We start from the raw sequence: 25179 nt of genomic DNA, 5'->3' as shown, positions 1-25179 counted from the left end.
CGGCTAGCACACGAACTCGCGGGTCGGGCAGAAGGAACCGGTCGGCGTGTCAGGGCAGCGGTTGGTGCAATCGGTCGTCGGGAATCGGCAGGTCGGGATGTGCTGGTTGATCGAACAGTCGATGCCCTGCGTCCCCGAGGCGCGGACGTAGGGGTCCCGGCGCACCGCGAACGGAGCGACGTCGGCCGAAGGCAGGTACCGGGCCGCGATGCCGCCCTGGAGAAAGGACGCTTGCGCCGTGACCGCGGTGACGCCGTACTGAATGCTCATGGTTGTTCTCCCCAAGGATGTGCGGCGAATGATGTCGTCGCATCCGTTTGTGAGGCGGCCCCCTGGAGATATGGCGTTCCACTACGTTCCAACCCGTTCCATGCCGCATGGCCGGGAACCCCGGGGTGAGATCAGCGGCCGGCGAGCTCGGCGAAGATGTCCACCAGCTCAGGCCGGTCGAACGGCCCGAAATGGGGCGCCGCGATGCTTCGCACGTCAGTCGGGTTGTCCGGAGTGAGGCGGTCGGCCTCGTTGATGAACCGGTCCTGCAGCGCCGGCGGAACCAGCCGGTCGAGGGTGAAGCGCACATAGGTACGGGGAATCCGGCCCCAGGTCTCCGCCTGGCCCCGGGCTTCGGCCATGGGAATGGTGGCGGTCTCGTCTGGTTCGAGCAGGTTGAGCAGCCGGCTCACACCTTCGTCGGTGAAGTCACCGGCAAGGGCCGCTTTGACGCCTTGGAACACCGCCGGGTCGGCCGAACGCCAGTTGAGCCGGCTCACCCCCAGGGCCGCCGGGTCGGCGACCATCGCCGCGGTCAATTGGGGGAACAGGCTCTCGCTGTTCTCCGGCGTTTCGAGATAGGCGGCCATGTTCGGCAGGTCGACGCAGCAGTACGCCGCGACATAGACCACCCGGTCGAGCAGATCGGGGATGGCGTTGCCGACCCTGCTCACGGTGACACCGCCCTGGTCGACGCCGGCGAGAATCACCGGCCCGTGGCGGCGGGCGCGGCGCACCACATCAGCGACCCGCTCGACATAGTCGTCAATGGTGATCTTGGCGAGCGGCGACGGCTCGGTCGCCAGCGCCTCAAGATCCTGCGGCGCCTGGTACCCACGGGGGAAGAACGCCTCGCCGCCGTGTCCCGGAAGGTCGACGGCCACGCTCCGGTGCCCGCGCAGGTTGAGTTCGGTGATCAGCCCGGATGCCAGGGCGGACGAGGAGTTGGTGCCGTGGACGAACACCAGGGTCGGCGGGCGCCGATCAACGTTGGCCGCTGCTTCGTGGTTCATCTGTTCTTCCCTCGTGGTTATTGGGTACCGCTGTGTTTGCTGGATGCCGCGAGTCGGCGGCGTTGTCGCACGTCGCCGTCAACGGCTGGGTGGGCGCCACATCGGCCACAGGAGCGGGCTGTCGGCCACGCGAAGCGGTTCGCCGAGATTCTCGAATCCGTACCGCAGATAGAGGGCACGGCTCCGGGGCGAACTCGCCTCCAGATAAGTGCCGAGCCCGTCGGCGTCCGCCCGCGCCAGCCGGTGCCGCAGCATCGCCGAGCCCAGCCCGGCCCCCCGCCGCTCGCCGACCACCCCTATGCACGGCAGGTAGAGGTGCGGTTCGTGAGCGGGGTGCCGCTCAGCCAGCGCCTCATCCAGAGCCCGCGCCCGCGCACTGCTCTCACTGAAGAGCATGTCCGGGCCCGTCTCTGGTGCATCCGGACGCCCCTCAGAGACCGGATGCTCCGCAGAGAGCGTCTGGCCCGCCGCCAACGTCAGCCACACCGACGCCCCCTCGCGACGGCCGATCAGGTATGCCTCCCCGGCGGGATGGCTGAGCAAGGAGCGGTAGAAGCGCGGCTGCAGCCGACCTCTCTCGCCCGCCTCAGGGAAGGCCCAGCAGGCGACGGGATCGTTCATGAACGCCACGGCGAGGACGTCCAACACCGCCTGATGGTCTTCGACATCCGCCCGCCGCACGGATGCGTACGCCGTATCAAGTGCCATGCGCACACGGTATCGATGCCGTCGGCTATACGCGCCCTATCCGGACATTTACCGAAAACAAGTGCACTAGTCCTACCAGGAATTGAACTAGTACACCTCCGACCTCACCACCAAGAGATCGGGAGCTCCAACCCGAACACAGTCAGGAGGATCCGCCTCCCAGCCCCTGAGGCCGCTCCCACACCTCACGGCCATTGCGCCAAAGCTCGGAAGCGTGCTGCGCGAGCCGGTCGAACAGGCCGTCGTCCTGATGGCGCCGCAGGTGCAGCATCGGTGAGTCGTGCCCCACCAGCTTGGACAGATGCGGGGTGACGAGCATCTCGGAGTCGAATCGGAAGACACTCATGGCGAGATGCTCATCGCCGTACCGGGCCTCCACCCCCGCGACGTCCCGCAGCCGCTCGATCTCGGACAGAGTGATCCGGATGCGGGTCGAAACGGTCAACGGGGCGCCCTCCGCCTCCTCACGGCGACGGGTCACGTCGCTGTCCGGGTCTCCGACCACGAACCAGATCTTGCATCCCTGCTGGGCTTTCCGCTCAAGGAGCGTTGCGAGGTTGGGGTGTTCGAGCCACAAGAAGTAGTTGGTGTAGTCGGCGAAGACGATCTCGTCGCCCGCGGAGTTGATCAGATTGCACCAGATCGACTTTGGACACACGGAGCGATACGGATAGACGGTCAGGACTTCGCGATCCGGCCCAGTCTTGAGGGTGTTGCGAAGGGCGTCTGGCCATAGCACGGATGTCTCAGCTCCTAGTGCCTCTCCGACGGACCACTGGCGTCGAAGGCGTGGAAGGCGAGTTCGTCCTGCAACCAGCGTCGGCCACGGTGCACCTCGGGGGACTGAGGACGTCGGGGACGTTTTGACGGTAACGCCGCAAGGTCCTGGACGTCTCGATAACGCGATGTGCATGACATGCCGCCTCTACCGTCCAGGACATGGACAGCCACGGGTCCGTACCCCCTACGCGACCGCCCGCCAGACCGGGCGTTGACGCCCCGAGCAGGTCTGCCGACGGCGAGGTTACTCGGCGTCGGCAGACCGACCACGGTCTCTCCTCGGCCCATCCAGACCTCCTGGAGTCTGAGCACCAGAACGCCCTGAACGACCACACCACACAGTGCGTCGCATACGGCGAGATCGTCAGCGGGATGCGCACCGCCAACGGCAAGGTGTACCTGTCCGAGCAGGCCGATCCCCGCGTGGATCGCGTCGCCTGCCCGCGAGCCGAACCACCACGGCGTCGCCACCTGCCCCAGGTCGAGCAGGCGGCACTCTGATGCTGGCGATCGAGCTTAAGAACTCCCCGGCCTGCCGCGTCGCCCCCGTCACGGTGCGCCGGGTGGGTGGCCCCGCGACTCATTGGCCCGCAGCCCAGATGGCGGCGGCCGGAGGGACGGCGCGGGGCGACCATCAAGACTTCTGGCACGCCGCCTGGTCCTCATGGCTCGTTGCCGGATGCGTCCCTGCCCGTTCCGGACCGGCAGGGGCTGGCCGGGTCCCGTATCCACCGCACGGGACCCCGGCCCTCGACCATAAGGAGAACGGTGCGAGCAGAAGATCCGCCGAAGCTGCCGCCAGAGCCACAGGAGTTCGGCTGTCCGCAGTGACCCACGTCCAGGCGGGAGTTGCGGTACCGGACGGGGGAGCTGACGTGACTCCCGCAGAGGCTGGCGCTTACTTCGATGGCCCGGCTCATGCGCAGTGGGCGTGCGGCCTGCTGTTGCGCGCCCGCCCCGGCTGGGAGGTATCGCGTGGAGCCGACCGGATCTGGCGGGCTCGACGCGGTGACTGGCCACCGGAACGTCCGCCGCTCGCCGATACGAACGTCGGACTGGTGAACGAGGCCATGTACATGGACGCGTTGGAGGCGGCATGACCACGACCGCCCTCCGGGTGCCGTATGTCATCGCCTACAGCGAGGAGACCGTCTCGCTCAACCTTGCTGTCATCCACGACGTCTGGGCGCTGAGCGGGCGTCGGCTGTCATATGCCGATCCGGCGGCGAGCGACTGGGTTATGGGCGTGCTGTGGGCCCGGCAGAAGTGCGCTCGGCGCGGGGAGGTCAACTACAAGGAGATGCACACGATCCGGCAGCGGGAATGCATGCTGCACCGGCTCTGCCAGGTGTGCGAGGACCCTGCGATGGATCCGGGCACCGGGCGCCTGTCCTAGGTGTTCCACGAGGAGCTACCCGCCACGTCCGGTCGCCTCAGCAAGCCTCCAACATGCCTGCGGTGCATCCCAGAGGCACGGACCGCCTGCCCTTATCTCCAGCGCGAAGCCCATGTCTATACCTCGCCCGACTACGAGCCGTGGGGCGTGAAGGGGCTCGTCTTCTCCGCCTCCGGCAGGCCGGCCTTCCAGGACGTCCCGCTGATCGATCTCTCCACGCTGGAGTTCACGTTTGCCAGGGCCCTGATCGTGCACGTATCGAACCTGCTGCCCGAGCGGACCTCATAGACAGCCCGGCCCTTGCCCCTCTGTCGACTCGACGGCAAGGGCCGGGCGACGACCCCGGCGGTCCGTCAAACCGCCGGGCGGGCGGCCCGCTCTCCGCCGGAGGGCCTCGACCGGGCCGCCCCACACCCCTCGCTCATGGAGAGATTTGAATGGATCTACAAGTGATGCTGACCGCGTTCGGTCTATCCGCCGGCGTCGTCATCATCGTGAGTGGCATGCTCGGCTGGAACTGGCTGAGCTGGGTGTGGGGGCATATCACGAGCCGAACGCGGTGACTCGTCATGAGTCTGGCGGAGGATCCGGCTCTGGGGTTGACCGCTCACGGCCGGCCGTGCCGCTTCGGGAGGTCACCGCAAGGGTCACGGCCCGTCATCAGGGCGGAAGAAAGAGCGGGTCACCGGCGGTCAACAATTCTGTTAATGCGGAAATGCGTAAGGGCTCGAAGAATTGGGTTTCGCTGCCGACCAACTCCGGCGCCCCCCGGACGACAATGCGCTGCTCGCTTTCGACTGCCGAAGAACTGGACGTGGTCGAATCGGCCGAATGCCGGGGAGCGCGAGGGGCTGGCAAGCCCCTCGCCCGGGGGGCGAAGCCCCCGATAAGGGCGCCCGAGCGAAGCGAGGACCATGCTTTTGTGGGGGAGTGGGGGGCGCCGAGCCCCCCATTAAACACAGCCCGACCTCCCATAGCGCGAAGCGCCCAAAGGGGAGGTCCTTGCTTGTCAGGCCGGTTGACCATCGGGGTGGGGCAGCGCTATGTGCAATTGCTGACTGCTCTTTGCACCTGCTTCTCCTTTGCGCCGAAAGCCTTGAAATCGTTGCTGACGTCCAGCTTGCCGTCGACGATGCCCTGCAGCGTGGGCTGGTCGCCATACTTCATCATCGCGCCAACCATGCAGTCGAGGGTCGAAGCTGGGAGATCCTTAGTCTCCGGCGCCTTTTTCGTCATGGCGGCAATCAGTGCCGCCTTGTCGACGGACTTAGCGTCGGCGCTACCTGCGGTGTCGGCGCTACCTGCAGTCTCAGCGCTACCTGCGGTGTCGGCGCTACCCCCGCAGGCAGAAGCTGTCGAGACCAGGGCAGCGGTCGCAAGGACCATCATGGCGGAACGAGCGATATTCGAAATATCCATAAGGAACCTTCGGATCAGAGGGAGAACATCGATTAACCACTTTGGGCGCCCGACGCTCCGAACATATGGCAATGCTCGACCGGTCCTCGAACGCGCATTAGGCGCGGGAACGGTCACACCGAAGCCTTGCTCGGCGAAAAGGAGCTGCGGATGATCTTAATGCCTTGCGTTTATGGCAGCAACTTGCGCAGCCCGTTTCCTACCGCCGAAGTACTGGACGGGGTCGAATCGGCTAAATGCCGGGGAGCGCGAGGGGCTGGCAAGCCTCTCGCCCAGGGGCGAAGCCCCCAATAAGGGTGCCCGAGCGAAGCGAGGACCATGCTTTTGTGGGGGCATGGGGGGCGCTGAGCCCCCATAAAACACAGCCTGACTTCTATAGCGCGAAGCGCCCAAAGGGAAGGCCTTGCCTGTCAGGGGTGGTAGCCGATCTGCTGGAGTACGGCCGTGAGGTATGTCTTGACGTCGTCCGCGCTCGTCGAGTCCGGGTACGCGCCGAGGTGGTGCAATATCGCGCCGGTGAGCAGCTGCTGGATGATGTTCAGGTCCCTGTCCGGCGGCAGCTGGCCGTTGTCGCGGGCCCGGCTCAGTGTCGTGACCTCGGCCGAGGCGCGGCCGCCGCCGTAGGACTTGCGGTACGTCTGGAGCAGCTCGGGATAGTCGTCCACGGCGCCATAAAGCCTGCGGAGCATGCAGCGGTTTCGCGGCATGCTCAGATAGGTGGCCCAGTCGGTCAGCATCCGGTCGATGTCCGGCCAGTCGAGGACCTCCGACTCGGGGGCTTGGTGGACCGACTCGATGGCCTGGATCAGCAGTGAGGTCTTGTCGGGGAATCTCCGGTAGACGGTGGCCCGGGTCACGCCGGCCCGCTGGGCGACCTGCTCGATGCTGGTGAGCACGGCGCCCCGTTCGATCAGCAGGTCCAGTGCGGCGGCGAGGATGGCCGCGTCCACCTCCTGGCTGCGCGGCCGACCGGCCGGCCGCTGCGAGGTTCCGGTCATGTCGAAGGGGCGAGACACGACCGCATTCTAGCCGCGCGGCGCCGGACCGGCCCGAGCGGCGAGCCTGGGTGATCGAAGGGCATGGGGCCTCCTGCGGTTTGATTTCAATACAGTACTGTACTGTATTGGTAGTGGCTCGAAGCCCTTCACACGAGAGGGCAGATGGGATTCAGCGATGAGCGCCTACGTACTCGGCTTCCACGAGATCGACAAGACCCTGCTCCCCCAGGTCGGTGGGAAGGGCGCCAACCTCGGCGAGCTGTCCGGCATCGACGGCGTTCGCGTGCCGGACGGGTTCTGCGTGACCACTGCGGCGTATCGGGCAATCGTGGAGGGGGATCCCACGGTCAGCATGCTGATCGATGGGCTGGCCGGTCTGCGGGCCGACGACCGCCCGGCTATCGCCGCCGCCTGCGCCCGCCTTCGTGCGACGATCGAGGCGCTGGCCGTGCCCGATGAGATCGAGCGGGACATCATCACCCATCTGGCGGACCTCGGCGACGTCCCCTGTGCCGTACGGTCGAGCGCCACCGCCGAGGACCTGCCGTCGAGCTCCTTCGCCGGCCAGCAGGACACCTATCTGAACGTCCGCGGCCCCGAGTCGGTGGTCCACAACGTCAGGCGGTGCTGGGCGTCGCTGTTCACCGACCGGGCCGTGGCGTACCGCATCAGGAGCGGCTTCGACCACCGCGCGGTCCAGGTCTCGGTGGTCGTGCAGCGGATGGTCTTTCCCGAGGCGGCGGGCATCATGTTCACCGCCGACCCCGTCACGTCCAACCGGACGGTGGTCTCGATCGACGCGGGTTTCGGCCTGGGCGAGGCGCTGGTCTCCGGCCTGGTCAACGCCGACACCTACCGGGTCAAGGCGGGGCAGATCATCGACAAGGTGGTCTCCGTCCAGACGATGGAGCTGCGCGCCTCGGCGGACGGCGGCACGGAGGAGCGGCCGGTGGAGGCCGGGCGGCAGAACGCGCAGACCCTGGCCGACGAGCAGATCCTTCAGCTGGAGACCCTCGGGCGGCGGATCGAGGCCCACTTCGGCCGGCCGCAGGACATCGAGTGGGGCCTGTCGGACGGTGTGTTCCACGTGCTGCAGAGCCGTCCCATCACCACGCTGTACCCGGTTCCGGCCTCGGACGACGGCAAGAACCACGTCTACATCTCGTACGGGCATCGCCAGATGATGACCGACGCGTTCACCCCGCTCGGCCTGTCGTTCTTCCTCCTGCTGGACGAGTGGCTCGGCCGCCCGAAGATGGCGGTCGCCGGGAACCGGTTCTACAAGGACATGTCCAACGAGCTCTCGTCGACGTGGGCCCGGCCGGTCACGATCAAGAGCCTCGGTCAGGTCGACGTGCTGATGGCCAACGCCCTGCGCACCGTGCTGAGCCGGAAGGACTTCGTCAAGTCGCTGGCCCACGGGAAGACGTCGGTGATGAACTTCGGCAAGGGCGGGCCCCTGCCGATGGCCCGCCAATACCTCAAGCTGTCCCGCGAGGACGACCCCAGCGTGGTCCCCGAGCTCATCGCCCAGAACGAGGAGTCGGTGGCCAGGCTCCGGGAGGCGATCGCCGGGAAGTCCGGTGACGACGTGTTCGCGTTCATCATCGAGGACCATCGCGAGCTGACCGACATCATGTTCGAGCCGCGGAGCGTGGCGGCGGCCTTCCTCGGCATCCAGTCGGTGAACTGGGTCAACAAGCACATGAACGCCTGGCTGGGCGTGAAGAACGCCGCCGACGCCGTCGGCCAGTCGGCCGACCACAACGTCGTGGCGGCGATGGGGCTCGACCTGCTCGACGTCTCCGACGTGGTACGGAGGTACCCGGCCGTCGTCGACTATTTCGCGGAAGGCGCGGGCGTGGGCGCGGGCAAGGGCGGACCCGAGCGCGACACGTTCTTCACCGGGCTCTCCGACCTCGACGGCGGCGACGTCGTGCGCCAGGCCATCGAGGAGTACCTGCACAAGTACGGCATGCACTGCCAGGGCGACATCGACATCACCAGGACGCGCTGGAGCGAGGACCCGACGCTGCTCGTCCCCCTCATCCTCGGCAACATCAAGAACTTCCCGCCCGGCGAGCGCGAGCGCCGCGTCGAGCAGGGGCGCGCGGACGCCGAGCGCTCGATGAACGACCTCCTGGACCAGCTGAGAAGCAAGGTGGGCGGCCGGAAGGCGAAGAAGGCGGCGCGGCAGATGAGCCTGGTGCGCCACTTCATCGGGTACCGGGAGTACTCCAAGCACGCGTGCCTGCAGCGCTACGGCCTGTACAAGCAGGCGCTGATGGGCGAGGCCAGGAAGCTGGTGGCGCAGGGCGTGATCAAGGAGCCGGAGGACGTCTACTTCCTGTCGCTGGAGGAGTTCAGGCAGGTGGTCAACAGCGGGCGGCTGGACTACGCGGTGATCACCGAACGGCGGGAGGCGCACGAGACGTACCAGAAGCTGACCCCGCCGCGAGTGATCACCTCGGAGGGCGAGGTGATCAACGGCGAGTACGACGCGGGCGACCGGCCCGAGGGGGCGCTGGCGGGCATCCCGGTGTCGTCCGGCGTCGTGGAGGGCCGCGCGCGGGTCGTCCTGAGCATGGAGGACGCCGAGGTGGAGGAGGGCGACATCCTGGTCACGGTCTTCACCGACCCGAGCTGGTCGGCGCTGTTCGTCTCGGTGAAGGGCGTCGTCATGGAGGTCGGCGGGGTGATGACGCACGGCGCGGTGGTCGCGCGGGAGTACGGCCTGCCGTCGGTCGTCGGCGTGGAGGGCGCCACCCAGCGCATCAAGGACGGGCAGCTCATCCGGGTGAACGGCAGCGAGGGCTACGTGGAGCTGCTGTCCTGATCACGAGTACGGTCAATGTCCGCATCATCGATCTTCGTGGTGTCGCGTGGCTCGACGTACGGCTCCCGTCCAGGAGACTGACCGGCCTCGATGGCGCGTTCGCGGGCGAGCTCGGCGTCGAACTCCACGCCGAGCAGCACGGCGATGTTGGTGATCCACAGCCAGATCAGGAAGACGACGACACCGGCCAGCGCGGCGTAGGTCTTGCTGTAGGTGGCGAAGTTGGCCACGTAGAAGCCGAACGCGGCGGACGCGACGATCCACACCGTGACGGCCAGCAGGCTGCCGGGGGTGATCCACCGGAAGCCGGGGTGTACGACGTTGGGCGCCGCCCAGTACAGCAGAGCCAGCACGAACGTCACGACAAGGACCAGGATCGGCCACTTGGCGATGCCCCACACGGTCAGAGCGGTCTGACCGATGCCGAGGAGCCGGCCGGCCTGATCGGCGAGCCCGCCGGTGAACACGACGGCGACCGCGCCGGCCGCCATCAGGACCACCAGCACGGTGGTGATGGCCAGGCGCAGCGGCAGTGTCTTCCAGACGGGGCGGCCTTCCGGCATCTCGTACATGACGTTCGAGGCCCGCATGAAGGCCCCCACGTAGCCGGAGGCCGACCACAGGGCGATGGCGAGGCCGACCACGGTGGCGAGGCTCGCGGCGCGCGGGCTCTCCTGCAACGCCTGGAGCGCGGTGTCGATGATCTGCCGCGCGGGCCCCGGCGCCATCGCGCTCAGGTTGTCCACCAGCGGCTGCGTGGCCGACTGGCCGAACACGCCGAGCAGCGAGACGACCGCCAGCAGCGCCGGGAAGATCGACAGGACCGCGTAGTAAGTGAGCGCCGCCGCCCAGTCGGTGACCTTGTCGTCCCTGAACTCCTTGACGGTCCGCTTGAGCACTCCCCACCAGGAGCGCTTGGACAACTCCGCCGGCCCTTCGACTACCTGCGTCACGATCTTCCCGCCCTCAGCTGGTCGTGGCCTGGCGGCTACCCTCGCCCTCCATCCCTATGCCTGCGACCGCTATACGCACGCATAGTAGGCTTTCTCAGCAGGCAGCGAGCTATACAAAAGGTGGCAGCGTGACGATCGCACCCGACCCCGAAGACCTCACCGCCCGCGCCCGGATCCGCGACGCGGCGCTGCGGCACTTCGGCGAGCACGGGTTCGAGCGGGCCACGATCCGGGGCATCGCCGAGACCGCCGGTGTGTCCTCCGGGCTGGTACGCCACCACTTCGGCTCCAAAGAGGCGCTGCGCGACGCCTGCGACGAGCATCTGGCCAAGTTGATCCGCCGGATCAACGACCAGGTCCGGAGCGACCCCATGCCGAGTGACGTGAACTATATCGCCGTCGCCCGGACCCTCCTGGGGCCCTACCAAGCGTATGTGGGGCGGGCTCTGGCCGAGGGACGGGCCGAGGCGGTCTTCGACGAGCTCGTACGGCTGGGCGAGGAGTGGATCGAGGAGTACGACAGGACCCGGCCCGATCCCTCTCCGGTGCCCCGCAAGGCCCGGGCGGCGGCGGTCACCGCGATGGCGCTGTCGGTCACCGTCCTGCGCCACCACATGTCCCGGGCCATGGGTGTCGAGGTGCTGAGCCCGGAGGGGGACAAACTGCTCGCCAAGACCCTGATCGACATCTACTCGCATCCCATGCTCAGCCTGGAGGACGCCGCCAAGGCCCAGGCCGCCCTCGATCAGTCCCGCTGAGGCGCCGGGTAATCGCCGGGTGACCACCCGGCGGTCCCGGCCACGATGCGCACGGCCGCGCGGGCCAGCGGCTCCAGCCCCGCCACATCGATCTTGTCGAGAGTGTCGGCCGAGTCGAACAGGTACATCGGCGCCGACAGGAAGTGCACGAGCGGCACCCCTTCCGGATGGAAGAACGCCCCGTCGGTCGGCGGCATGGGCGAGAACACGTCGGGCGGCAGTACGAAGGACCGCCGCAGCCCCTCCTCCGCCAGCGTCTCGGCGACCAGCTTCTCCAGCCGCGGCACCCGGCTGGTGAACCACCACCTGACCTCGGGGTCCGCGGTGGGGACGAGCTCGCCGTCCACGGCCTCGCAGCGCAGCGCCGCGTGTTCGAGATGAACCTGAAGCACCACGTCGGCCAGCGCCGGGCGATGGCGCTCGATGAACGCCCTGGTGCCCGCCGCATGCGCCATGTGCCCGGATGTGAGCAGGAACATCAGGTTGTGCGGCCGCGCCGAGACGGGCACAGCGGCCCAGTGACGCGCGGCGGCCAGGACGAGCGCGATGCCCGAGGCGTCCTCGACGGCCGAGGCCCACGGCCCGTCGTGGTGGGAGCCGATGATGACCGTGTGGGGCGAGTTGCCAGGCAGCGTGGCGACCACGTTGTGCGTGGTCACCGTGTCGGTGACCGACTGGGCGACCAGCTCGCCCGTGCAGGGCAGCCGGTCCAGGAGCCGCCGGGCGTCGGCCCCGGACAGCCACAGACCGGGAATCGGCCGCTCGATCGCGTCATAGGGCACGTAGTAGTCGCGTGTCTCCCACGGCAGCCCGGTCAGCGCCCCGATGAAGCCCGCCGCACCCGCCTCCAGCGCGGGCTCGACGACCTCCATCATCCGCGGTCCGAACGGGAGGGTCTGGACGAGCGTGTCGAAGACGCCCTCCGGGTCGTAGGACGACGTGGCCAGCGTGCTGACGTACGACTGCGGCAGCTCGGTGAAGGCCAATTCGTCCACCGCGATGTCGCCGGGCCGCGCGTCGGCGAGCGGCGCGATCCTGGCGCGCAGGCCGTCCGTCGGCAGGGTATGTGGGAGCGGGAACCCGGTCAGCTCCGTGCCGTCGTCGAGCCGCAGCACCCCGGTGCCGGGCTGCCATCGGGGCACCTCCACCGGCTCCAGCGAGACCTCCAGCCCGAACTCCGTCAGCCGCTCGGCCAGCCACCGCTCGGTCCACGCGTCCGCCGGATAGCCCGGCCGCCGGATGCCCCGGGACACGACGGTCTCGATCCAGCCGAGCATCTCGGCGGCGGAAGGCACGTGATCCATGGGCTGATCCAACCATTGACAGCGGTCCTTTGTGAAGCGACAGTTTCGGTCATCCGTACAACTTGTGGAGGCTGTATGAAGCTCGTCGTGGCCGTCATCATGGTCCTGCTGGGGATCATGGCCAGACCGGCCCAGGCCGCGGACACCATCGAAGCGCACTACAAGGTCGCGGGCCCCTGGGCGGTCACGACCGCCGACGCCCCGGGTTACAAGCTCTACTACCCGGCCGACCTCGGCGCCGGAGGCGTCAAGCATCCGATCATCACCTGGGGCAACGGCACGGGCGCCGTGCCCACGCAGTATTCCGGGTTACTCAACCAGCTCGCCTCCTGGGGCTTCGCCGTGGTCGCCTCGACCGACACCACGACCGGCACCGGGTCGGAGATGATCGCCGCCGCCCAATACCTGATCGCCAGGAACACCGACAGCTCCAGCGTCTTCTACGGCAAGCTCGACGTGACGAAGGTCGGCGCGGTCGGCCACTCCCAGGGCGCCGGCGGCTCGGTGAACACCGCGACCAAGTCCGGCGGCCTGATCGACACCGTCGTCCCCATCGCGCTGCCCGCGCCCATCTGGGTGGGCTCGGGAGACAAGTTCTATGTCGACCAGCTGGCCTGCCCGGTGCTGTTCGTCAGCGGCGCCAACGACACCCTCATCTCGCCCAACTCGGCCCTCCAGACGTACTACGGCCAGGTCCCGGGAGCGGCGGCGAAGGCGCAGCTCAAGGGCGCCGACCACAACACGATCCAGGGCACGGGCGGCGGCTTCCTCGGTTATGTGACGGCCTGGCTGATGTACCAGCTCCAGGGCGACACCTACGCCAGGGGCGCCTTCGCCGGCACCACCCCGGAGCTCAACACCAACGCCAACTGGCAGAACCAGGTGGAGAAGAACCTGCCCTAACGGCGTAGCGCGAAGGCGGCGCGCGGGTTGCCGATCAGCGCCGCCTTCGCCACCTCGCCCAGTCCCGCGGCCTCCAGCCGCGGCACGAATCGCTCCAGAAGGTACGTCAGGCCGGGCCCGCCGCCCAGGCTCGGCCAGTACGACCTGCGCGCCAGGTCCATCCCGAACAGCACCCGATCCCCCAGCCCGCGCTCAGCCAGCTCGGCGACCAGCGTGACGATCTCGCTGTCCGGGCCGTACTTGACGCGGCCCGGCCGGTCGAAGGCCAGATAGGCCCCTCTCTCCGCCAACGAGGCGAGATATCCGGCGTCGGGATTGTGGTCGATGTGCCCGAGCACCACCCGATCGGCCGCCACCCCTTCGGAGGCCAGCGCGTCGAGCAGCTCGTGTCCCATCGTGCCCTTGTCGCAATGGGTGACGACCGGCACCCCGGTCCGCCGGGCGGCGGCGGCCACCGCGCCGACCAGCCGCGCCACACCGCGCCCGAACGAGTGGTACGACGTGGCGATCTTGATGGCGCCCGCGCGGGCCGACGACCGCCGCACCAGCGGCCCCACCAGCCCGTACTCGTCCATGCCCTGGTCGATCTCGGCCACGAGGAGCTCCGTGATCTCGTCGACCGAGTAGCGGTGCATCCAGTGCATGTCGCTGTAGTAACCGCTCTTGTGGAACCCGGTCACCGCGATCACGTGCAGCCCGGTCCGCTCCGCCAGCTCCTTCATCAGGGACGGACTGCGGCCGAAGCCGAGCGGCGTCATCTCGACCACCGCGGAAAGGCCCAGCCGCTGCGCCTCCGTCACCTCCACCACGGCCGCGTCGAAGGAGTCGAGCCGGTAGTCCGGCTCGTTGCGCACCGGCCAGCCACCGGTCATGAACAGGTGCTCGTGCGCATAGGTGATGCCAAGCTCCTCGACATCCCCCAGCACGGTACGGACGGTCACAGAAGCGCTCCTTCTTCTCGCAGCCGCGTGCGCAGCAGCTCCACGTCCACCGCCGCGGGCTCCACCCCGGCCTGTACGGCCAGCGCCGCGGCCGTCCCCGCCGCCTGCCCCATCGCCATGCACTGCCCCATGGACCGGGCGGAGGCGTGGGCGTCGTGCGTGGCCGACAGGCAGCGCCCCGCCACGATCAGCCCGTCTACCTCGACGGGGAGCAGGCACCGGTAGGGGATGCCATAGGTGCCGAAGTCGTGGACGTACTCCCAGCGGGTGGCGGCCCCCGAGTCGTGGTCCTCGATGGGCGCGCCGCACCGCGCGATCGTGTCGGGAAAATCCCTCCCGGCCAACACATCATCAGAAGTCAGGACATATCGTCCGACCAGGCGGCGTGACTCCCGTACCCCGATACGTACGGACGTGCTGAGCAGCACGGCCGAGCCGTACCCCGGAACCTTCGCCCGCAGGAAGGCGACATAGTCGCGGACCTGCCGCCGCCCCACCCGCTCGGCCTCCGCCAGCTCGACCGGGTCGGTCGGATCGAGGCCGGTCACCCGCGTGAGGTTGGTGTGCACGATCCCGTCGTTCACGGTCCGGTGCACGGACCCCTCGCGCCTCGGCAGGTCGGCGTCGGCCATCAGCGCGTGCAGCTCCGCCGTGCTGGTGGCGGACAGATCGACCCCGCCGAGCCGGAACGTGGCCGTCATCGGCTGGAGCCGCATCCCGGGCCGTTCGAGGGTGGCCCCGGCCCGCCAGGCCACCTCGGCGTCCCCGGTGGCGTCGATCACCACCCGGGCCTTGACCAGGAACCGGCCGGCCACGGTCTCCACGACGACGCCGGTGCCCGGCACGAAGTCGCAGACCCTGGCGTGCAGGAGCGCGTCCGGGACCAGCTCGTCCCAGACCAGCTTGAGCTCCTCGGGCTCGTAGGTCACCCCGGTGCCCGCGCCGTAGGTGTTGGGCCGCTCGAAGGCGGCCCCTGCCTCGAAGAGCCGCTCGCACACCTCCCAGCCGACCCCGCCGACGACCCGCCGCGAGACGGGGCCGGGGGCGTAGAAGCCGTAGAAGGTGTCGAGCACCGCGGCACCCGTACCGCCGAGGAAGCCCGCCGACTCCACCAGCAGGCACGACGCCCCGGCACGCGCCGCCGCGACGGCGGCCGCGCACCCCGCGCTGCCTCCGCCCGCGACCACGACATCGCCTTCCCACAGGACGTTCATCGCAGGTGCCACCCTCCGTCGACGGGAATGACCGCGCCCGTGGTCCGTCCGGACGACGGGGACAGCAGCCACAGCACGGCCTGGGCGACCTCCTCCGGCTGGCACAGCTCGGCGCCGAGCGGCATCAGTGACGGCAGCTTGGCCTTGATCGCCTCGGAGGTCTGGGCGCGGCGGCTCATCGGCGTGGCCACCAGCCCGGCCGAGATCAGGTTGACCCGCACACCGTGCGGCGCCGCCTCGCGGGCCGCGGTCCTGATCAGCGGGATCAGCGCGCCCTTGGCCGAGGCGTAGGCCACGGTGCGGAAGTCGTCGTCGAGCGACGAGGCCAGCGCCGAGCCGATCACCACGATCGACCCGCCCTCCCGCATCGCGGGGATCGCCGCGCGCAGCAGCCGGAACACCGACTCGTGGTTGACCCGGTGCACCTCGTGCCACGCCGTGTCGGTGCACTCGACCACGCCGCCGTCGCCGAGCGAGCGGCCCGACATGCCGACCGCGTGCACGACGCCGGAGATCTGCCCGTGTACGGCCGTTGCCTGGGCCAGGGCCTTCTCCGCGTGCCCCGGCGCGGTGATGTCGATGCCGCCGGCCAGGTCCACGCCGAAGGCGGCCCCGCCGGTGGCCTCGACCGCCGCCACGCAGGCCCGGCCGATGCCGCCGTCCGAGCCGGCCACCAGTACGGCGCTCATGGTTTCCTGAGCACCGCGGCGGCGCGGCGGGCGTGTTCGAGGTAGGCGGCCTCGAACAGCTCCTCCGAGCGCGGGCCGCCGACGAGCTTGGCGCTGGAGATGACCGGCGGGACCCAGCCGCCCGCGACGAGCAGTTCGGCGGTACGGACCTTGATCTCGTTGACCACGGAGACCGCGGCCAGCGTGCTGCCAGGACCGACCGGCTCGGCCAGCCCGTCGACGGAGCACAGCGCGTCGCCGACCGGGGTGCACAGGTCGATCACCACGTCGGCGTGGTCGGCGAGCCGGGTCCCGCTGGGGTGACCGGGTTCGACGGCCGTGGTCTCCCGCATCGACGTGACGGCCACCACGGGCAGTCCCGCCTTGCGCAGCCCCATCGCCATCTCGATCGGCACGGCGTTCAGGCCGCTGACGCTGAACACGATGGCCGCGTCGGTCGGCCGCAGCTCGAAGTTGGCCAGGATGGCGTCGGCGAGCCCTTCGACCCGCTCGATGAACATCGCCTGCCGCATCCCGTTCGACCCGGCCACCTGCGTGTAGAACGTCGTCGACAGGTCCACGATGGGGTGGAAGCCGGGATAGGAGCCGTAGCGGGGGAACATCTCCTCCACACCCATCCGCGAATGTCCGGTCCCGAAGGTGTGCACCACGCCCCCGCCGCCGATGGCCGAGGCGGCCGTCCGAGCGGCCGCGGCGAGCGCGTCCTCCTGTGTCCGCTCGATCTCGCCGAGCAGGTCCATCGCGCGCCGTATCCATTTCATCCAGATCTCCTCCCGTAGAGCGCGGCACCGATCGCCCCGGCCATCGGGCCGAGTACGGCGGGTAGCACCGCGATTTCCCCGATGAGCGGACGTCGCCGCTCAAGTTCCTTGTCCAGGGCGGATCGCATGAGGTCGAGCGCGCCGGAGATCCCGCCGCCCACGACCACCGTGCCGACGCCGAAGAACGCCGCCGCGTCGCCCAGCGCGATACCGAGCGCCCAGCCCGCCCTGGACAGCACGCCCAGCGCCCGCCCGTCGCCCGTCCTGGCGGCCTCGGCGACCTCCTTGGGCGAGCCGGAGCCGAAGGCCCGCACGATGCCCGGCCCGCCGGCGAACGTCTCCACGCAGCCCCGGTTGCCGCAGCAGCACACCGGCCCCCAGGGGGAGACCGTGACGTGCCCGATCTCGCCGAGATTGTCGCGCGGGCCGACGAGTATCCCGCCGCGCAGCGCCACCGCCCCGCCCACCCCGGTCCCGAGCACCGCGAACAGCACGTCGGGCAGCCCGCGAGCCGCCCCGAGGAGCAGTTCGGCGAGCCCGAACGCGCGGGCGTCGTTGACCACGGTCACCGGCACCCCGGTCAGGGCGCCCAGCCGCGAGCCGACCGGATAGCCGTCCCAGTCGCCGGGCGGGTTCGGCACGAACAACGCGGTCCCGGTGTCGCGGTCCACGTGGCCGGGCAGCCCGATCCCGATGCTCTCCACCCGGCGGGCGGCCAGCGAGGCCACGAACGTCATCGTCTCGTCGGGGTCCGGCGGCGTGGGGACGGTGCCCTCGCCGACCACCGTCTCGCCGTCCAGCAACACCCATTTGGTGTACGTGCCGCCGACGTCGATCCCGAGCCGCGTCACAGCCCGACCCTCAGGACTCGCGAGGCGAACCCGGCGTCCTCGGGCACCGCGACCGGGCGGAACGGCTCGACACCGAGCAGCCGCAGGTAGGCCAGCAGCGGCTGGGAGTGGCTGTGCAGGTTGGCGACGGGGTACGCCTGCATGGCCACGCCGACGTCGGCCAGGTCCCAGGTGCGCCCCGGCCGCTCGGTCTCGGGCGCCAGGTAGGCGTCGGGGCCGGACAGCGTGCCTTCCCATACGTCCGGATAGGCAGCCGTATGGGCGGCCAGGGACATCCGGCGCCACCACTGCCAGCCCAGCTCGGGGGCGTGCTCGGCGGCGGCCCAGATCAGTGTCATGTTGATCGCGTACCAGATCGTGCCGACCCCGCCGGGGCCGTAAGCGCCCTTGTCGGGCCAGCGCAGCCGGGCGCCCAGCGGCGAATCGGCGGCGGAGGTCCGCTCGATCGTGTGCAACAGCTCCACAGCCCGCTCAGGAGGAGCGGCGCCGCACAGAATCGCCCAAGGCTGCACCTCCAGCCACAGGTCGGACTCCCCGACGATGGCTCCCGGGCCGTACGCGCGCCGATACCATCGGCCGTTCCACTCCCCCGCCACCAGCTCGCGCAGTTCCTCGCCGAGCTTGCGGGCCTCGGCGGCGGTCGCGTGGTCGCCGAGCCGCTCGGCCAGGACCGCGTAGCGGGGCAGGACCCAGGCGGCCATGGCGGAGTTCAGAACCGACTCGCCGTGGGAGATCATCAACTCGCGGTCCACCCCGCTCTCGGTGATGGCCATGTCGTTCCAGTCGGCGTTCAGTATCCGCAGGTGGCCGTGCTCTCCCCGGCCCACCACGTCGGTGAGGAACCTGAACTGCCGGCGCAGGTTCGCGCCGAGCGACACCGGCGCCGCCCCATGGACCGGGTGGTACGACACGGGGTCGCCGAAGGCCGCCAGGTCGCCCGTCGCGCTCAGGTATTCGGCCGCCAGCCACAGGGCCCACAGGTTCTGGTCCGAGGGCCGGAACAGGTCGGTCCATGGCTGCTTGTCCGGTCCGAGCGCATAGGGCAGGTCACCGTCGGGTCCGCCCCAGGCGCAGGTGTTGCGCAGCACGGACAGGGCCAGGTCCGGCTCGATGTAGACCAGCGGCAGGGCGTGCTGGAGCGGGTCGCGCGCGGCGCCGTTGAAGCCGTGCCGGAAGGAGTAGCACGAGCCCTGGTCGAGGGTGTGCCCGCCGAGCACGCCGTCGGCGCAGGCCGCGCCGGTCAGCAGCGCCGCGTGCCACGGGACCTCCCGCTCGGCCTCGGGCGCCCGCGCCGCGACCGCCCTCGGCAGCCGCTCGCGCAGCGCGGCGAGGCTGCTCGCGAACGCCCCCGTCACCTCGCCAACTCGGCCGTCCGTCTCGTCGTCCAGCAGCCCATATCGCAGCTCCAGCAGGCGCTCTCCGCCCGCCGCCAGCTCCAGGGGTACGGCCAGGCGGCCGGACCTGGTCCTGGGGCCGCCGACGAGCTCCAGCTCCAGCCCGGGATCCTCGGTCGGCTTCGCGCCGCTGATGAGCTCGACCCGGGCCGCCCCGGCCGTCCACTCCTCGGTCAGCTCCAGACGTACCGGCTCGTCCAGCAGGTTGCGCACGTGCAGCCGGATCAGCACCCACGGGTGCTCGCCCTCGGGGCACAGCACCGTGCGGTCCAGCGCCACTCGGTCGTCGGCGACCCGGACGATCGCGAACGTCGGCCCGAAGATCCGCTCCGATGTCGAAATATCGGTGGAAAGGGTGCCGACGCGCGTCACGCCGGTGCCACGGGTGAGCCACAGCAGGCCGGTGTGCTCGTCGAACAGGTCGCTGAGCCCGTAGTTGTCCGCGACCAGCGTGATCCGCCGGTTCCCGACATGGACGAAGTGCCGCCGGGTGAGCGGATCCAGGACGGGATCCCACTCCGCGCGCGGGTCGCTCTCCTGGTCCGTCGTGTAGGCGAAGGCGGGCAGCCCGTACGCGGTGGTCCATGCGCCGAACGCGCTCATTTCCGTACCCCTCCCAAGGTCAGCCCCGCCACGTAGTAGCGCTGCAGCAGGAACATCAGCACCAGCGGCGGCACCGCCGTGATCAGGGCCGCGGTGCTGACCAGGCCGATGCTGAAGTCGTACTCCGTCTGGAGCTGCGAGAGCCCCACGGGCAGCGGCCAGAGGCCGGGATCGTTGGCCACGATGAGCGGCCACAGCAGGTTGTCCCACTGCGCGAGGAACTGCAGCAGGAAGAGCGTGAGCAGGGCGGGCCGCAGCAGCGGCACTCCTATGCGGAGGAAGATCCGCAACTCGCTCGCGCCGTCCACCCGCGCCGACAGCAGCAGCTCATGCGGCAGGGCCAGGGCGAACTGGCGGACCAGGAACACCCCGAACGCGCTCATCATGAACGGCACGATCATCCCCTGGTAGGAGTTGATCCAGCCCAGCTGCTTGACGATGAGGTACATCGGCACGAGCACCACGATCGGCGACAGCGACAGCGTCCCCACGATGACCGCGAACAGCACCCGGCTGCCGGGGAACCTGAGCTGCGCGAGCGCGTATCCGGCGGCCGAGGAGAAGATCACTTCGAGGACGCCGATGCCGAGCGCGAGGATCAGGCTGTTGCGCAGGTAGACGGGGAAGCCGCCCTGGTCGAACAGCTGCGAGACGTGCGCGCCCAGCTGGGAGACGTCGAAGCCGAACCCGCCGAGATCGGTCGCGTCCGACGCGGACGAGACCGCGAACATCGCGTACACCGGCAGCAGCAGGACGGCCACGACCAGGGTCAGGATCGTGTTGCGGACCACCTTCACCCGTCATCGCCTCCCCTGAGCACCCTGAACTGCACGAGCGAGAGCGCCAGCATGGCCACCAGCAGGACCATCGCGATGGCCGAGGCGTAGCCCATGCGCTCGAACCCGAAACCGGTCGCCCACAGGTAGAGCGGCAGCACCTCGGTGGCGCCCGCCGGGCCGCCCTTGGTGAGCAGGAAGGCGGGCACGAACGACTGCATCGCCCCGACCACCGCGATGACCAGCACGAACAGCAGCGTGCGGCGCAGCAGCGGGAGCGTGATGCGGTAGAAGACCCGTATCGGACCGGCACCGTCGAGCGCGGCCGCCTCGAACACGCTCAGCGGCAACCCCTGCAACCCGGCGGTCAGGATGATCACGAACAGCCCGAGGTGCTTCCACGTCGTCATGATCACCAGGGCCCAGAGCGCGAGCCCCTCGTCGGTCAGCCACGGCTTCGGCTCCGCTCCGACGAGCCCGATCAGCGCGTTCGCCAGGCCCTTGTCGGCGAAGATCACCGACCACACCATCGAGGTGGCCACCAGCGGCATCGCCGCCGGGATCATGACCAGCCCGCGGAGGAAGGCGTTGTAGCGGCCCGGCTTGCTCAGCGGTACGGCTATCGCCAGGCCGAGCACGATCGACGGGACCACGGAGCCGATCGTGTAGAGGGCGGTGACCCGGGCCGAGTTCCAGAAGCCGGGGTCGCCGAGCATTCTGCGGTAGTTGTCCAGGCCGGTCCATTCGGGCGTCCCGGCGAAGTCGTAGCTGGTGAAGCTGAGATACACGGCCGCGACGAACGGCACGAGCCAGAAGACCAGGAAGTAGACCGCCGCGGGGAGGGCCAGCAGGCCGCCGGTACGCGCCTCCGCCCACCGCTGGCCCTTGCCCGAGACCTGCGTGACGGGCGGCACCAGTCGTAAGGAGACCGTCACAGCGTCATCCGCATGGCCTGGTCGAAGTCCGCCGCCGCCTGCTCGGGCGTCTTCTTGCCGAAGGCCACCGCGTCGGCCGCGTCGGTCAGCGCCTTGGCCATCTCGTTCCACACCGGCGTCTGCGGGCCGAAGTCGGCGTACGGGGCCGCGTCCGCCATGATGTCCAGCGCTTTCTGGTCGGCGCCCGACAACTTCTCCCAGCCCTTGACCGGGGTGAGAATGCTGGCGTCCTTGAGCTGCTTGGCCGCGACGTCCTGGCGCTGGAGGTAGTCGACGAAGTGCCAGGCGGTGTACGGCAGCTTCGACTGCTTGGCCACCGCCCAGCCCCAGGTGTAGGCCGGGGCGACCGGCTTGCCCGCGTCCCAGCGCGGCATCGGCGCGATGTCGAAGACGTTTCCGAAGGTCAGCTTGGGGTTCAGCGTCGGGAACAGGTCCATCGCGAACAGCCCGGAGACCAGCATGGCCGCCTCACCAGTGGCGAACAGCCCGAAGCCGGACAGCGGGCTCGACAGCTTCGGGTTGCCCAGGCTCCCGTAGTAACGCAGCGCCGCGACCCCCGCGTCAGTGGCCAGCGTCGCCTTGGCGGCGTCGGGGCTGAGTATCGTGCCACCCTTCCCCTTGACCAGGGCGAGCAGCTGCATCAGCGTCCACTGCGGATTGCCCAGGATCCACTGCAGGCCCACCTTCTTGCCGTCGGCCGAGGTCAGCCGCTTGCTGTATTCGGCGACCTCCTCCCAGGTCGTGGGCGGCTTGTCCGGATCCAGGCCGGCTGCCGCGAACCTGTCCTTGCGGTAGTAGAGGTAGCAGATCGTGTAGTCGGTGGGGACGCCGTAGAGCCTGCCCTCGTACGACAGCGAGCTGATCGCGTGCTCGTCGTAGTCCTGGACCAGCGCCTTCTCGTCGGCTACGCCCATGGCCTTGGGGATGATCGGGGCCAGCCGTCCCTTGCGCGCGTGACCCGGGATGGTCCAGCCGCCGATCCTGAACAGGTCCGGCGGCACGTCACCGGCGAAGGCGGTCAGCAGCTTGGCGTCGAGCTTGTCCACGGGCACGTAGAGCGGGGTGATGTCGACGCCGCCGAACTCCTGCATGTAGCCGCGCAGCAGCGGGGTGAACACCGCGTCGTACGCCTTGGTCTGGTGCAGCCAGACGGAGATCTTCCCGCGCGGCACGCCGTCGGCGGGCACCGTGGCCACCGGATCGGAGCCGCAGGCGGCCAGCAGGCCGGACGCCGTGGTCAGTGCGGCGGTCTTGAGCAAGTTGCGCCGGGTCATCATGGACATGCTCAACCTCCGGAACGGCGATGCCGTCCAGGTAGATGACTGTTTGGGGGGTTACTGGCCCATCAGGGCGTTCTTGGCGTCGTTGAGCTCCACGGAGAACACGGCGAAGTCGCCGCGCGCGTGGCGGATGGTGTATTCGAGCGCGACACCGCTCTCGGTGCACGTGTTGCGGGCGGTCGCGAGCAGGGCCGCGGCCATGGGGACGCGCAGCAACTCGGCGAGCCGGTAGTCGGCGTTGACCGCGCCGATCGTCTCCCTGCCGCTCGCGGGGGACAGTCCGTACTTCACCCGCAGCAGGTCGTAGAGCGAGCCGGTCAGGTCCTCGTCGAGGATGCCGGGCACCAGTTCGGCGGGCAGGTGAGCGCTCTCCAGCATGCAGGGCGCGCCTTCGAGCAGCCGCAGCCGCTCGACGAAGACGATCTGCTCCGTCTCTCTGACACCGAGCGCCACGGCGACCTCGGCGCCCGCCGGTTGCAGATGGGCCTTGAGCACCTGCGTCGTCGGCCTGCGGCCGAGCCGCGCCATCGTCTCGGTGAAACCGACCGGGCCCGCACCCAGCTCGGGGGCCACGGCCAGCGGCGCGGTGTAGGTGCCGCTGCCCTGCCTGGCCACCAGCAGGCCCTCCTGCACCAGGTCGCCGATCGCCCGGCGGGCCGTCGCCCGGCTCACGCCCGCGTACGCCATGAGGTCCTTCTCGGCGGGGATGGGCGTGTCGGGCTCGCAGTCGCGGATGGCCGCCCTCAGGCGCTCGCGCAGTTGGTAGTAGAGCGGCACCACGGCTGACGGGTCGAGGGCCAGCCGGCGTTCCCAGTCGGTCATACGCTCACGTCCTAAGTTGTACGGACGACCGTATCTTTTCCGCTCGACCCGGATGGTGTCAACCACTCGTTGTGTATCGTGCTGAGGTCGAGCGCCGGTGGAGGGTCTGTGCGGGGCGTCATGTGTACGGTGATCTGCGCGTCTCTCGTGCTGGGCGGCGCCGAATCCCAGCCCCACGAGGACAACTCCCGCCCCGCTGCGACCTTGCCAAGCACCACCGCCAAGGTCGACTTCAACCGTGACGGTTTCGAGGACTACGCGGTCTCGGCCCCGGCGGGCACGGTCGGCCACATCCTCAAAGCCGGATATATCGCCATCTTGTATGGCGCGGCCGGTGGCGTAGATCCCGCTCGGCGCCGGATCCTGCACCTCGACAGCTCCAATGTGGCGGGCGATCCCGTGGCCGGGGACGCGTTCGGGGCCCGCACCGCCGCCGGTGACTTCGACGCCGACGGCTACACCGACCTGGCGGTCGGCTCGTACAACCCCTTCGAGCTGGACCGGCGGTTCGTCACCCTGCTGTGGGGCGGCAAGGACGGCCTGGCGCTGGGCACCCCGCTGGTCGACCCCCCGCGCACCGACGTCCCGCCGGACCTGGTCGACCGTACCGAGGGCCGGGAGCTTGCCGTCGGCGACTTCGACGGCGACGGCAAGGACGACCTGGCCGCCACCAGCGAGCGGGGGCTGGTGAACGTCTTCCACGGCCCGTTCCCGCGTGACGGCCGCCCGGCCCGCAAGGTCGTCCTGGACCGGACCTACGAGCAGCCGACCAGGCTGGTCGCCGGCGACCTGACCGGCGACGGCAAGGACGACCTGGTCACCACGCACGCCTGGGAGGAGACGGCCGAGCCGTCCCTGTTCTGGAAGGGCGGCCCGCAGGGGCTCGCCGGGCGGCCGAGGCGGCTGGACGCGGCCGCCACCGGCACCGTGGGCGACCTCGACGGCGACCACTACGGCGACCTGGTGCTGCGCGTCATCCCCAGCGGCTTCGTCGACACCCTGAAGGCCGACAAGGGCACCATCAAGGTCCTGTACGGCTCGCCGGACGGTCCCGGCCGCCGTACCCGCACTCTCACCCAGGACAGCCCCGGCGTGCCGGGGAGCGGCGCGCGAGGTGACCAGTTCGGCTTCGACCTGGCCGCCGGGGACGTGGACGGCGACGGGTACGCCGACATCGCCGCGGGTGTACCCGGCAAGGCCGGCGGCGGCGCCGTGCTGCTGCTCAGAGGCGGCAGGAGCGGCCCGACCGGGGCACGCCTGTTCACCCAGGCCAGTCCGGGCGTCCCGGGGACCGCCGAAGACGGGGACCGGTTCGGCGCCTCCGTCAGCCTGCGCGACCTTGACGGCGACGGCCGCGCCGACCTCGGCGTGGGCGCCCCCGGAGAAGACGGCAAAGCTGTGAAGACCGGCGCGGCGTGGGTGCTGCCCGGTTCACCCGGCGGCTTGACCACCGATGGCGCCCTCTCGTTCGACCCGGCCGCCATCCAGGCGTCCGACACGGGCTCCCACCTGGGAATGTGGTCCGCCAAATAGGGCCGACAGCGAGCTGCCCCGGCGTAGGCGCGGTCCGAAAGA

Annotated in this window: 27 protein-coding genes; 9 read left to right on the top strand and 18 right to left on the bottom strand. The window is 69.6% G+C overall.

What is annotated here, in order from left to right; all coding sequences use genetic code 11:
* Window positions 1–3: 3 nt before the first annotated feature.
* From AB0C30_RS03895 to AB0C30_RS03880, 4 genes are all read right to left on the bottom strand, one after another.
* Window positions 4–270: a hypothetical protein gene (locus tag AB0C30_RS03895; protein WP_357939282.1), complete on the bottom strand. Its 267-nt coding sequence runs from the start codon at window positions 268–270 to the stop codon at window positions 4–6.
* 131 nt (window positions 271–401) lie between these two features.
* Window positions 402–1283: an alpha/beta hydrolase gene (locus AB0C30_RS03890; RefSeq protein ID WP_357939280.1), complete on the bottom strand. Its 882-nt coding sequence runs from the start codon at window positions 1281–1283 to the stop codon at window positions 402–404.
* A gap of 78 nt (window positions 1284–1361) precedes the next feature.
* A complete protein-coding gene (locus AB0C30_RS03885; protein WP_357939278.1) occupies window positions 1362–1991 on the bottom strand; it encodes a GNAT family N-acetyltransferase in 630 nt (209 codons plus the stop codon).
* A 142-nt stretch (window positions 1992–2133) separates the two neighbouring features.
* Window positions 2134–2649 (bottom strand): hypothetical protein, encoded by a 516-nt coding sequence (locus AB0C30_RS03880; protein ID WP_357939276.1) that lies wholly within the window; start codon window positions 2647–2649, stop codon window positions 2134–2136.
* Window positions 2650–3143: 494 nt separating this feature from the next.
* Here AB0C30_RS03880 and AB0C30_RS03875 point away from each other — a divergent pair, with 494 nt between their 5' ends.
* From AB0C30_RS03875 to AB0C30_RS03855, 5 genes are all read left to right on the top strand, one after another.
* Complete coding sequence (locus tag AB0C30_RS03875) at window positions 3144–3272, top strand: hypothetical protein (protein WP_357939274.1); 129 nt, start codon at window positions 3144–3146, stop codon at window positions 3270–3272.
* Window positions 3273–3646: 374 nt separating this feature from the next.
* Window positions 3647–3871 carry a hypothetical protein gene (locus AB0C30_RS03870; protein ID WP_357939272.1) on the top strand — a complete coding sequence of 75 codons (225 nt, stop codon included), beginning with the start codon at window positions 3647–3649 and terminating at the stop codon, window positions 3869–3871.
* On the top strand, window positions 3868–4167 hold the full coding sequence (locus AB0C30_RS03865) for a hypothetical protein (protein WP_357939270.1): 300 nt from the start codon (window positions 3868–3870) through the stop codon (window positions 4165–4167). The genes AB0C30_RS03870 and AB0C30_RS03865 overlap by 4 nt, the downstream gene beginning before the upstream one ends.
* Window positions 4168–4314: 147 nt before the next feature.
* Complete coding sequence (locus AB0C30_RS03860) at window positions 4315–4455, top strand: hypothetical protein (protein ID WP_357939268.1); 141 nt, start codon at window positions 4315–4317, stop codon at window positions 4453–4455.
* A gap of 149 nt (window positions 4456–4604) precedes the next feature.
* Window positions 4605–4730: a hypothetical protein gene (locus AB0C30_RS03855; RefSeq protein WP_357939266.1), complete on the top strand. Its 126-nt coding sequence runs from the start codon at window positions 4605–4607 to the stop codon at window positions 4728–4730.
* Window positions 4731–5208: 478 nt separating this feature from the next.
* Here the strand turns inward: AB0C30_RS03855 and AB0C30_RS03850 are convergent, their stop codons facing one another.
* The gene (locus tag AB0C30_RS03850) at window positions 5209–5586 is read right to left on the bottom strand and encodes a hypothetical protein (protein ID WP_357939264.1); all 378 of its coding nucleotides are present in this window, start codon (window positions 5584–5586) and stop codon (window positions 5209–5211) included.
* Window positions 5587–5996: 410 nt separating this feature from the next.
* Complete coding sequence (locus tag AB0C30_RS03845) at window positions 5997–6602, bottom strand: TetR/AcrR family transcriptional regulator (protein ID WP_357939262.1); 606 nt, start codon at window positions 6600–6602, stop codon at window positions 5997–5999.
* Between the two features lie 157 nt (window positions 6603–6759).
* Here AB0C30_RS03845 and rph point away from each other — a divergent pair, with 157 nt between their 5' ends.
* Window positions 6760–9420: a rifamycin-inactivating phosphotransferase gene (gene rph / locus AB0C30_RS03840; protein ID WP_357939260.1), complete on the top strand. Its 2661-nt coding sequence runs from the start codon at window positions 6760–6762 to the stop codon at window positions 9418–9420.
* Here rph and AB0C30_RS03835 read toward each other — a convergent pair.
* Window positions 9399–10373, bottom strand: coding sequence for a YihY/virulence factor BrkB family protein (locus AB0C30_RS03835; RefSeq protein WP_357939258.1), 975 nt, complete (start codon window positions 10371–10373; stop codon window positions 9399–9401). The two genes, rph and AB0C30_RS03835, sit on opposite strands and share 22 nt — an antisense overlap.
* 128 nt (window positions 10374–10501) lie before the next feature.
* Between AB0C30_RS03835 and AB0C30_RS03830 the strand changes: the two genes are divergently transcribed.
* Window positions 10502–11131 carry a helix-turn-helix domain-containing protein gene (locus tag AB0C30_RS03830; RefSeq protein ID WP_357939255.1) on the top strand — a complete coding sequence of 210 codons (630 nt, stop codon included), beginning with the start codon at window positions 10502–10504 and terminating at the stop codon, window positions 11129–11131.
* Here the strand turns inward: AB0C30_RS03830 and AB0C30_RS03825 are convergent.
* Complete coding sequence (locus tag AB0C30_RS03825) at window positions 11119–12435, bottom strand: M28 family peptidase (protein WP_357939253.1); 1317 nt, start codon at window positions 12433–12435, stop codon at window positions 11119–11121. The two genes, AB0C30_RS03830 and AB0C30_RS03825, sit on opposite strands and share 13 nt — an antisense overlap.
* A gap of 75 nt (window positions 12436–12510) precedes the next feature.
* Between AB0C30_RS03825 and AB0C30_RS03820 the strand changes: the two genes are divergently transcribed.
* Window positions 12511–13338, top strand: a complete 828-nt coding sequence (locus tag AB0C30_RS03820) for an alpha/beta hydrolase (protein WP_357939251.1) — start codon at window positions 12511–12513, stop codon at window positions 13336–13338.
* On the opposite strand, the gene AB0C30_RS03815 is transcribed toward AB0C30_RS03820, so the two are convergent.
* From AB0C30_RS03815 to AB0C30_RS03770, 10 genes are read right to left on the bottom strand one after another with little or no spacing between them, the layout of a single operon-like run.
* Entirely contained in the window at window positions 13335–14279 is a 945-nt protein-coding gene (locus AB0C30_RS03815; protein ID WP_357939249.1) for a hypothetical protein, read from the bottom strand. The two genes, AB0C30_RS03820 and AB0C30_RS03815, sit on opposite strands and share 4 nt — an antisense overlap.
* The gene (locus AB0C30_RS03810) at window positions 14276–15493 is read right to left on the bottom strand and encodes an FAD-dependent oxidoreductase (RefSeq protein ID WP_357939247.1); all 1218 of its coding nucleotides are present in this window, start codon (window positions 15491–15493) and stop codon (window positions 14276–14278) included. The genes AB0C30_RS03815 and AB0C30_RS03810 overlap by 4 nt, the downstream gene beginning before the upstream one ends.
* Window positions 15490–16182, bottom strand: coding sequence for an SDR family oxidoreductase (locus tag AB0C30_RS03805; RefSeq protein ID WP_357939245.1), 693 nt, complete (start codon window positions 16180–16182; stop codon window positions 15490–15492). Before AB0C30_RS03805 ends, AB0C30_RS03810 begins: the two co-directional genes overlap by 4 nt.
* Window positions 16179–16943 (bottom strand): SIS domain-containing protein, encoded by a 765-nt coding sequence (locus tag AB0C30_RS03800; protein WP_357939243.1) that lies wholly within the window; start codon window positions 16941–16943, stop codon window positions 16179–16181. Before AB0C30_RS03800 ends, AB0C30_RS03805 begins: the two co-directional genes overlap by 4 nt.
* Entirely contained in the window at window positions 16940–17794 is an 855-nt protein-coding gene (locus tag AB0C30_RS03795) for an ROK family protein (RefSeq protein ID WP_357939241.1), read from the bottom strand. Before AB0C30_RS03795 ends, AB0C30_RS03800 begins: the two co-directional genes overlap by 4 nt.
* Window positions 17791–19791 (bottom strand): hypothetical protein, encoded by a 2001-nt coding sequence (locus AB0C30_RS03790; protein ID WP_357939239.1) that lies wholly within the window; start codon window positions 19789–19791, stop codon window positions 17791–17793. Before AB0C30_RS03790 ends, AB0C30_RS03795 begins: the two co-directional genes overlap by 4 nt.
* Window positions 19788–20588, bottom strand: coding sequence for a carbohydrate ABC transporter permease (locus AB0C30_RS03785; RefSeq protein WP_357939237.1), 801 nt, complete (start codon window positions 20586–20588; stop codon window positions 19788–19790). Before AB0C30_RS03785 ends, AB0C30_RS03790 begins: the two co-directional genes overlap by 4 nt.
* The gene (locus AB0C30_RS03780; protein ID WP_357939235.1) at window positions 20585–21502 is read right to left on the bottom strand and encodes a sugar ABC transporter permease; all 918 of its coding nucleotides are present in this window, start codon (window positions 21500–21502) and stop codon (window positions 20585–20587) included. Before AB0C30_RS03780 ends, AB0C30_RS03785 begins: the two co-directional genes overlap by 4 nt.
* Complete coding sequence (locus AB0C30_RS03775; protein WP_357939232.1) at window positions 21499–22785, bottom strand: extracellular solute-binding protein; 1287 nt, start codon at window positions 22783–22785, stop codon at window positions 21499–21501. Before AB0C30_RS03775 ends, AB0C30_RS03780 begins: the two co-directional genes overlap by 4 nt.
* Before the next feature lie 51 nt (window positions 22786–22836).
* Window positions 22837–23604: a GntR family transcriptional regulator gene (locus AB0C30_RS03770; RefSeq protein ID WP_357939230.1), complete on the bottom strand. Its 768-nt coding sequence runs from the start codon at window positions 23602–23604 to the stop codon at window positions 22837–22839.
* A gap of 108 nt (window positions 23605–23712) precedes the next feature.
* Here AB0C30_RS03770 and AB0C30_RS03765 point away from each other — a divergent pair, with 108 nt between their 5' ends.
* Window positions 23713–25137: an FG-GAP-like repeat-containing protein gene (locus tag AB0C30_RS03765; RefSeq protein WP_357939228.1), complete on the top strand. Its 1425-nt coding sequence runs from the start codon at window positions 23713–23715 to the stop codon at window positions 25135–25137.
* The last annotated feature ends 42 nt before the right edge of the window (window positions 25138–25179 follow it).

It is taken from the genome of Nonomuraea sp. NPDC048901, assembly GCF_040649695.1.
In the GTDB taxonomy this organism is placed as follows: Bacteria; Actinomycetota; Actinomycetes; order Streptosporangiales; family Streptosporangiaceae; genus Nonomuraea.
Note: the sequence above shows the minus strand (reverse complement) of the source record. Positions and strands in the feature narration are given on the sequence as shown.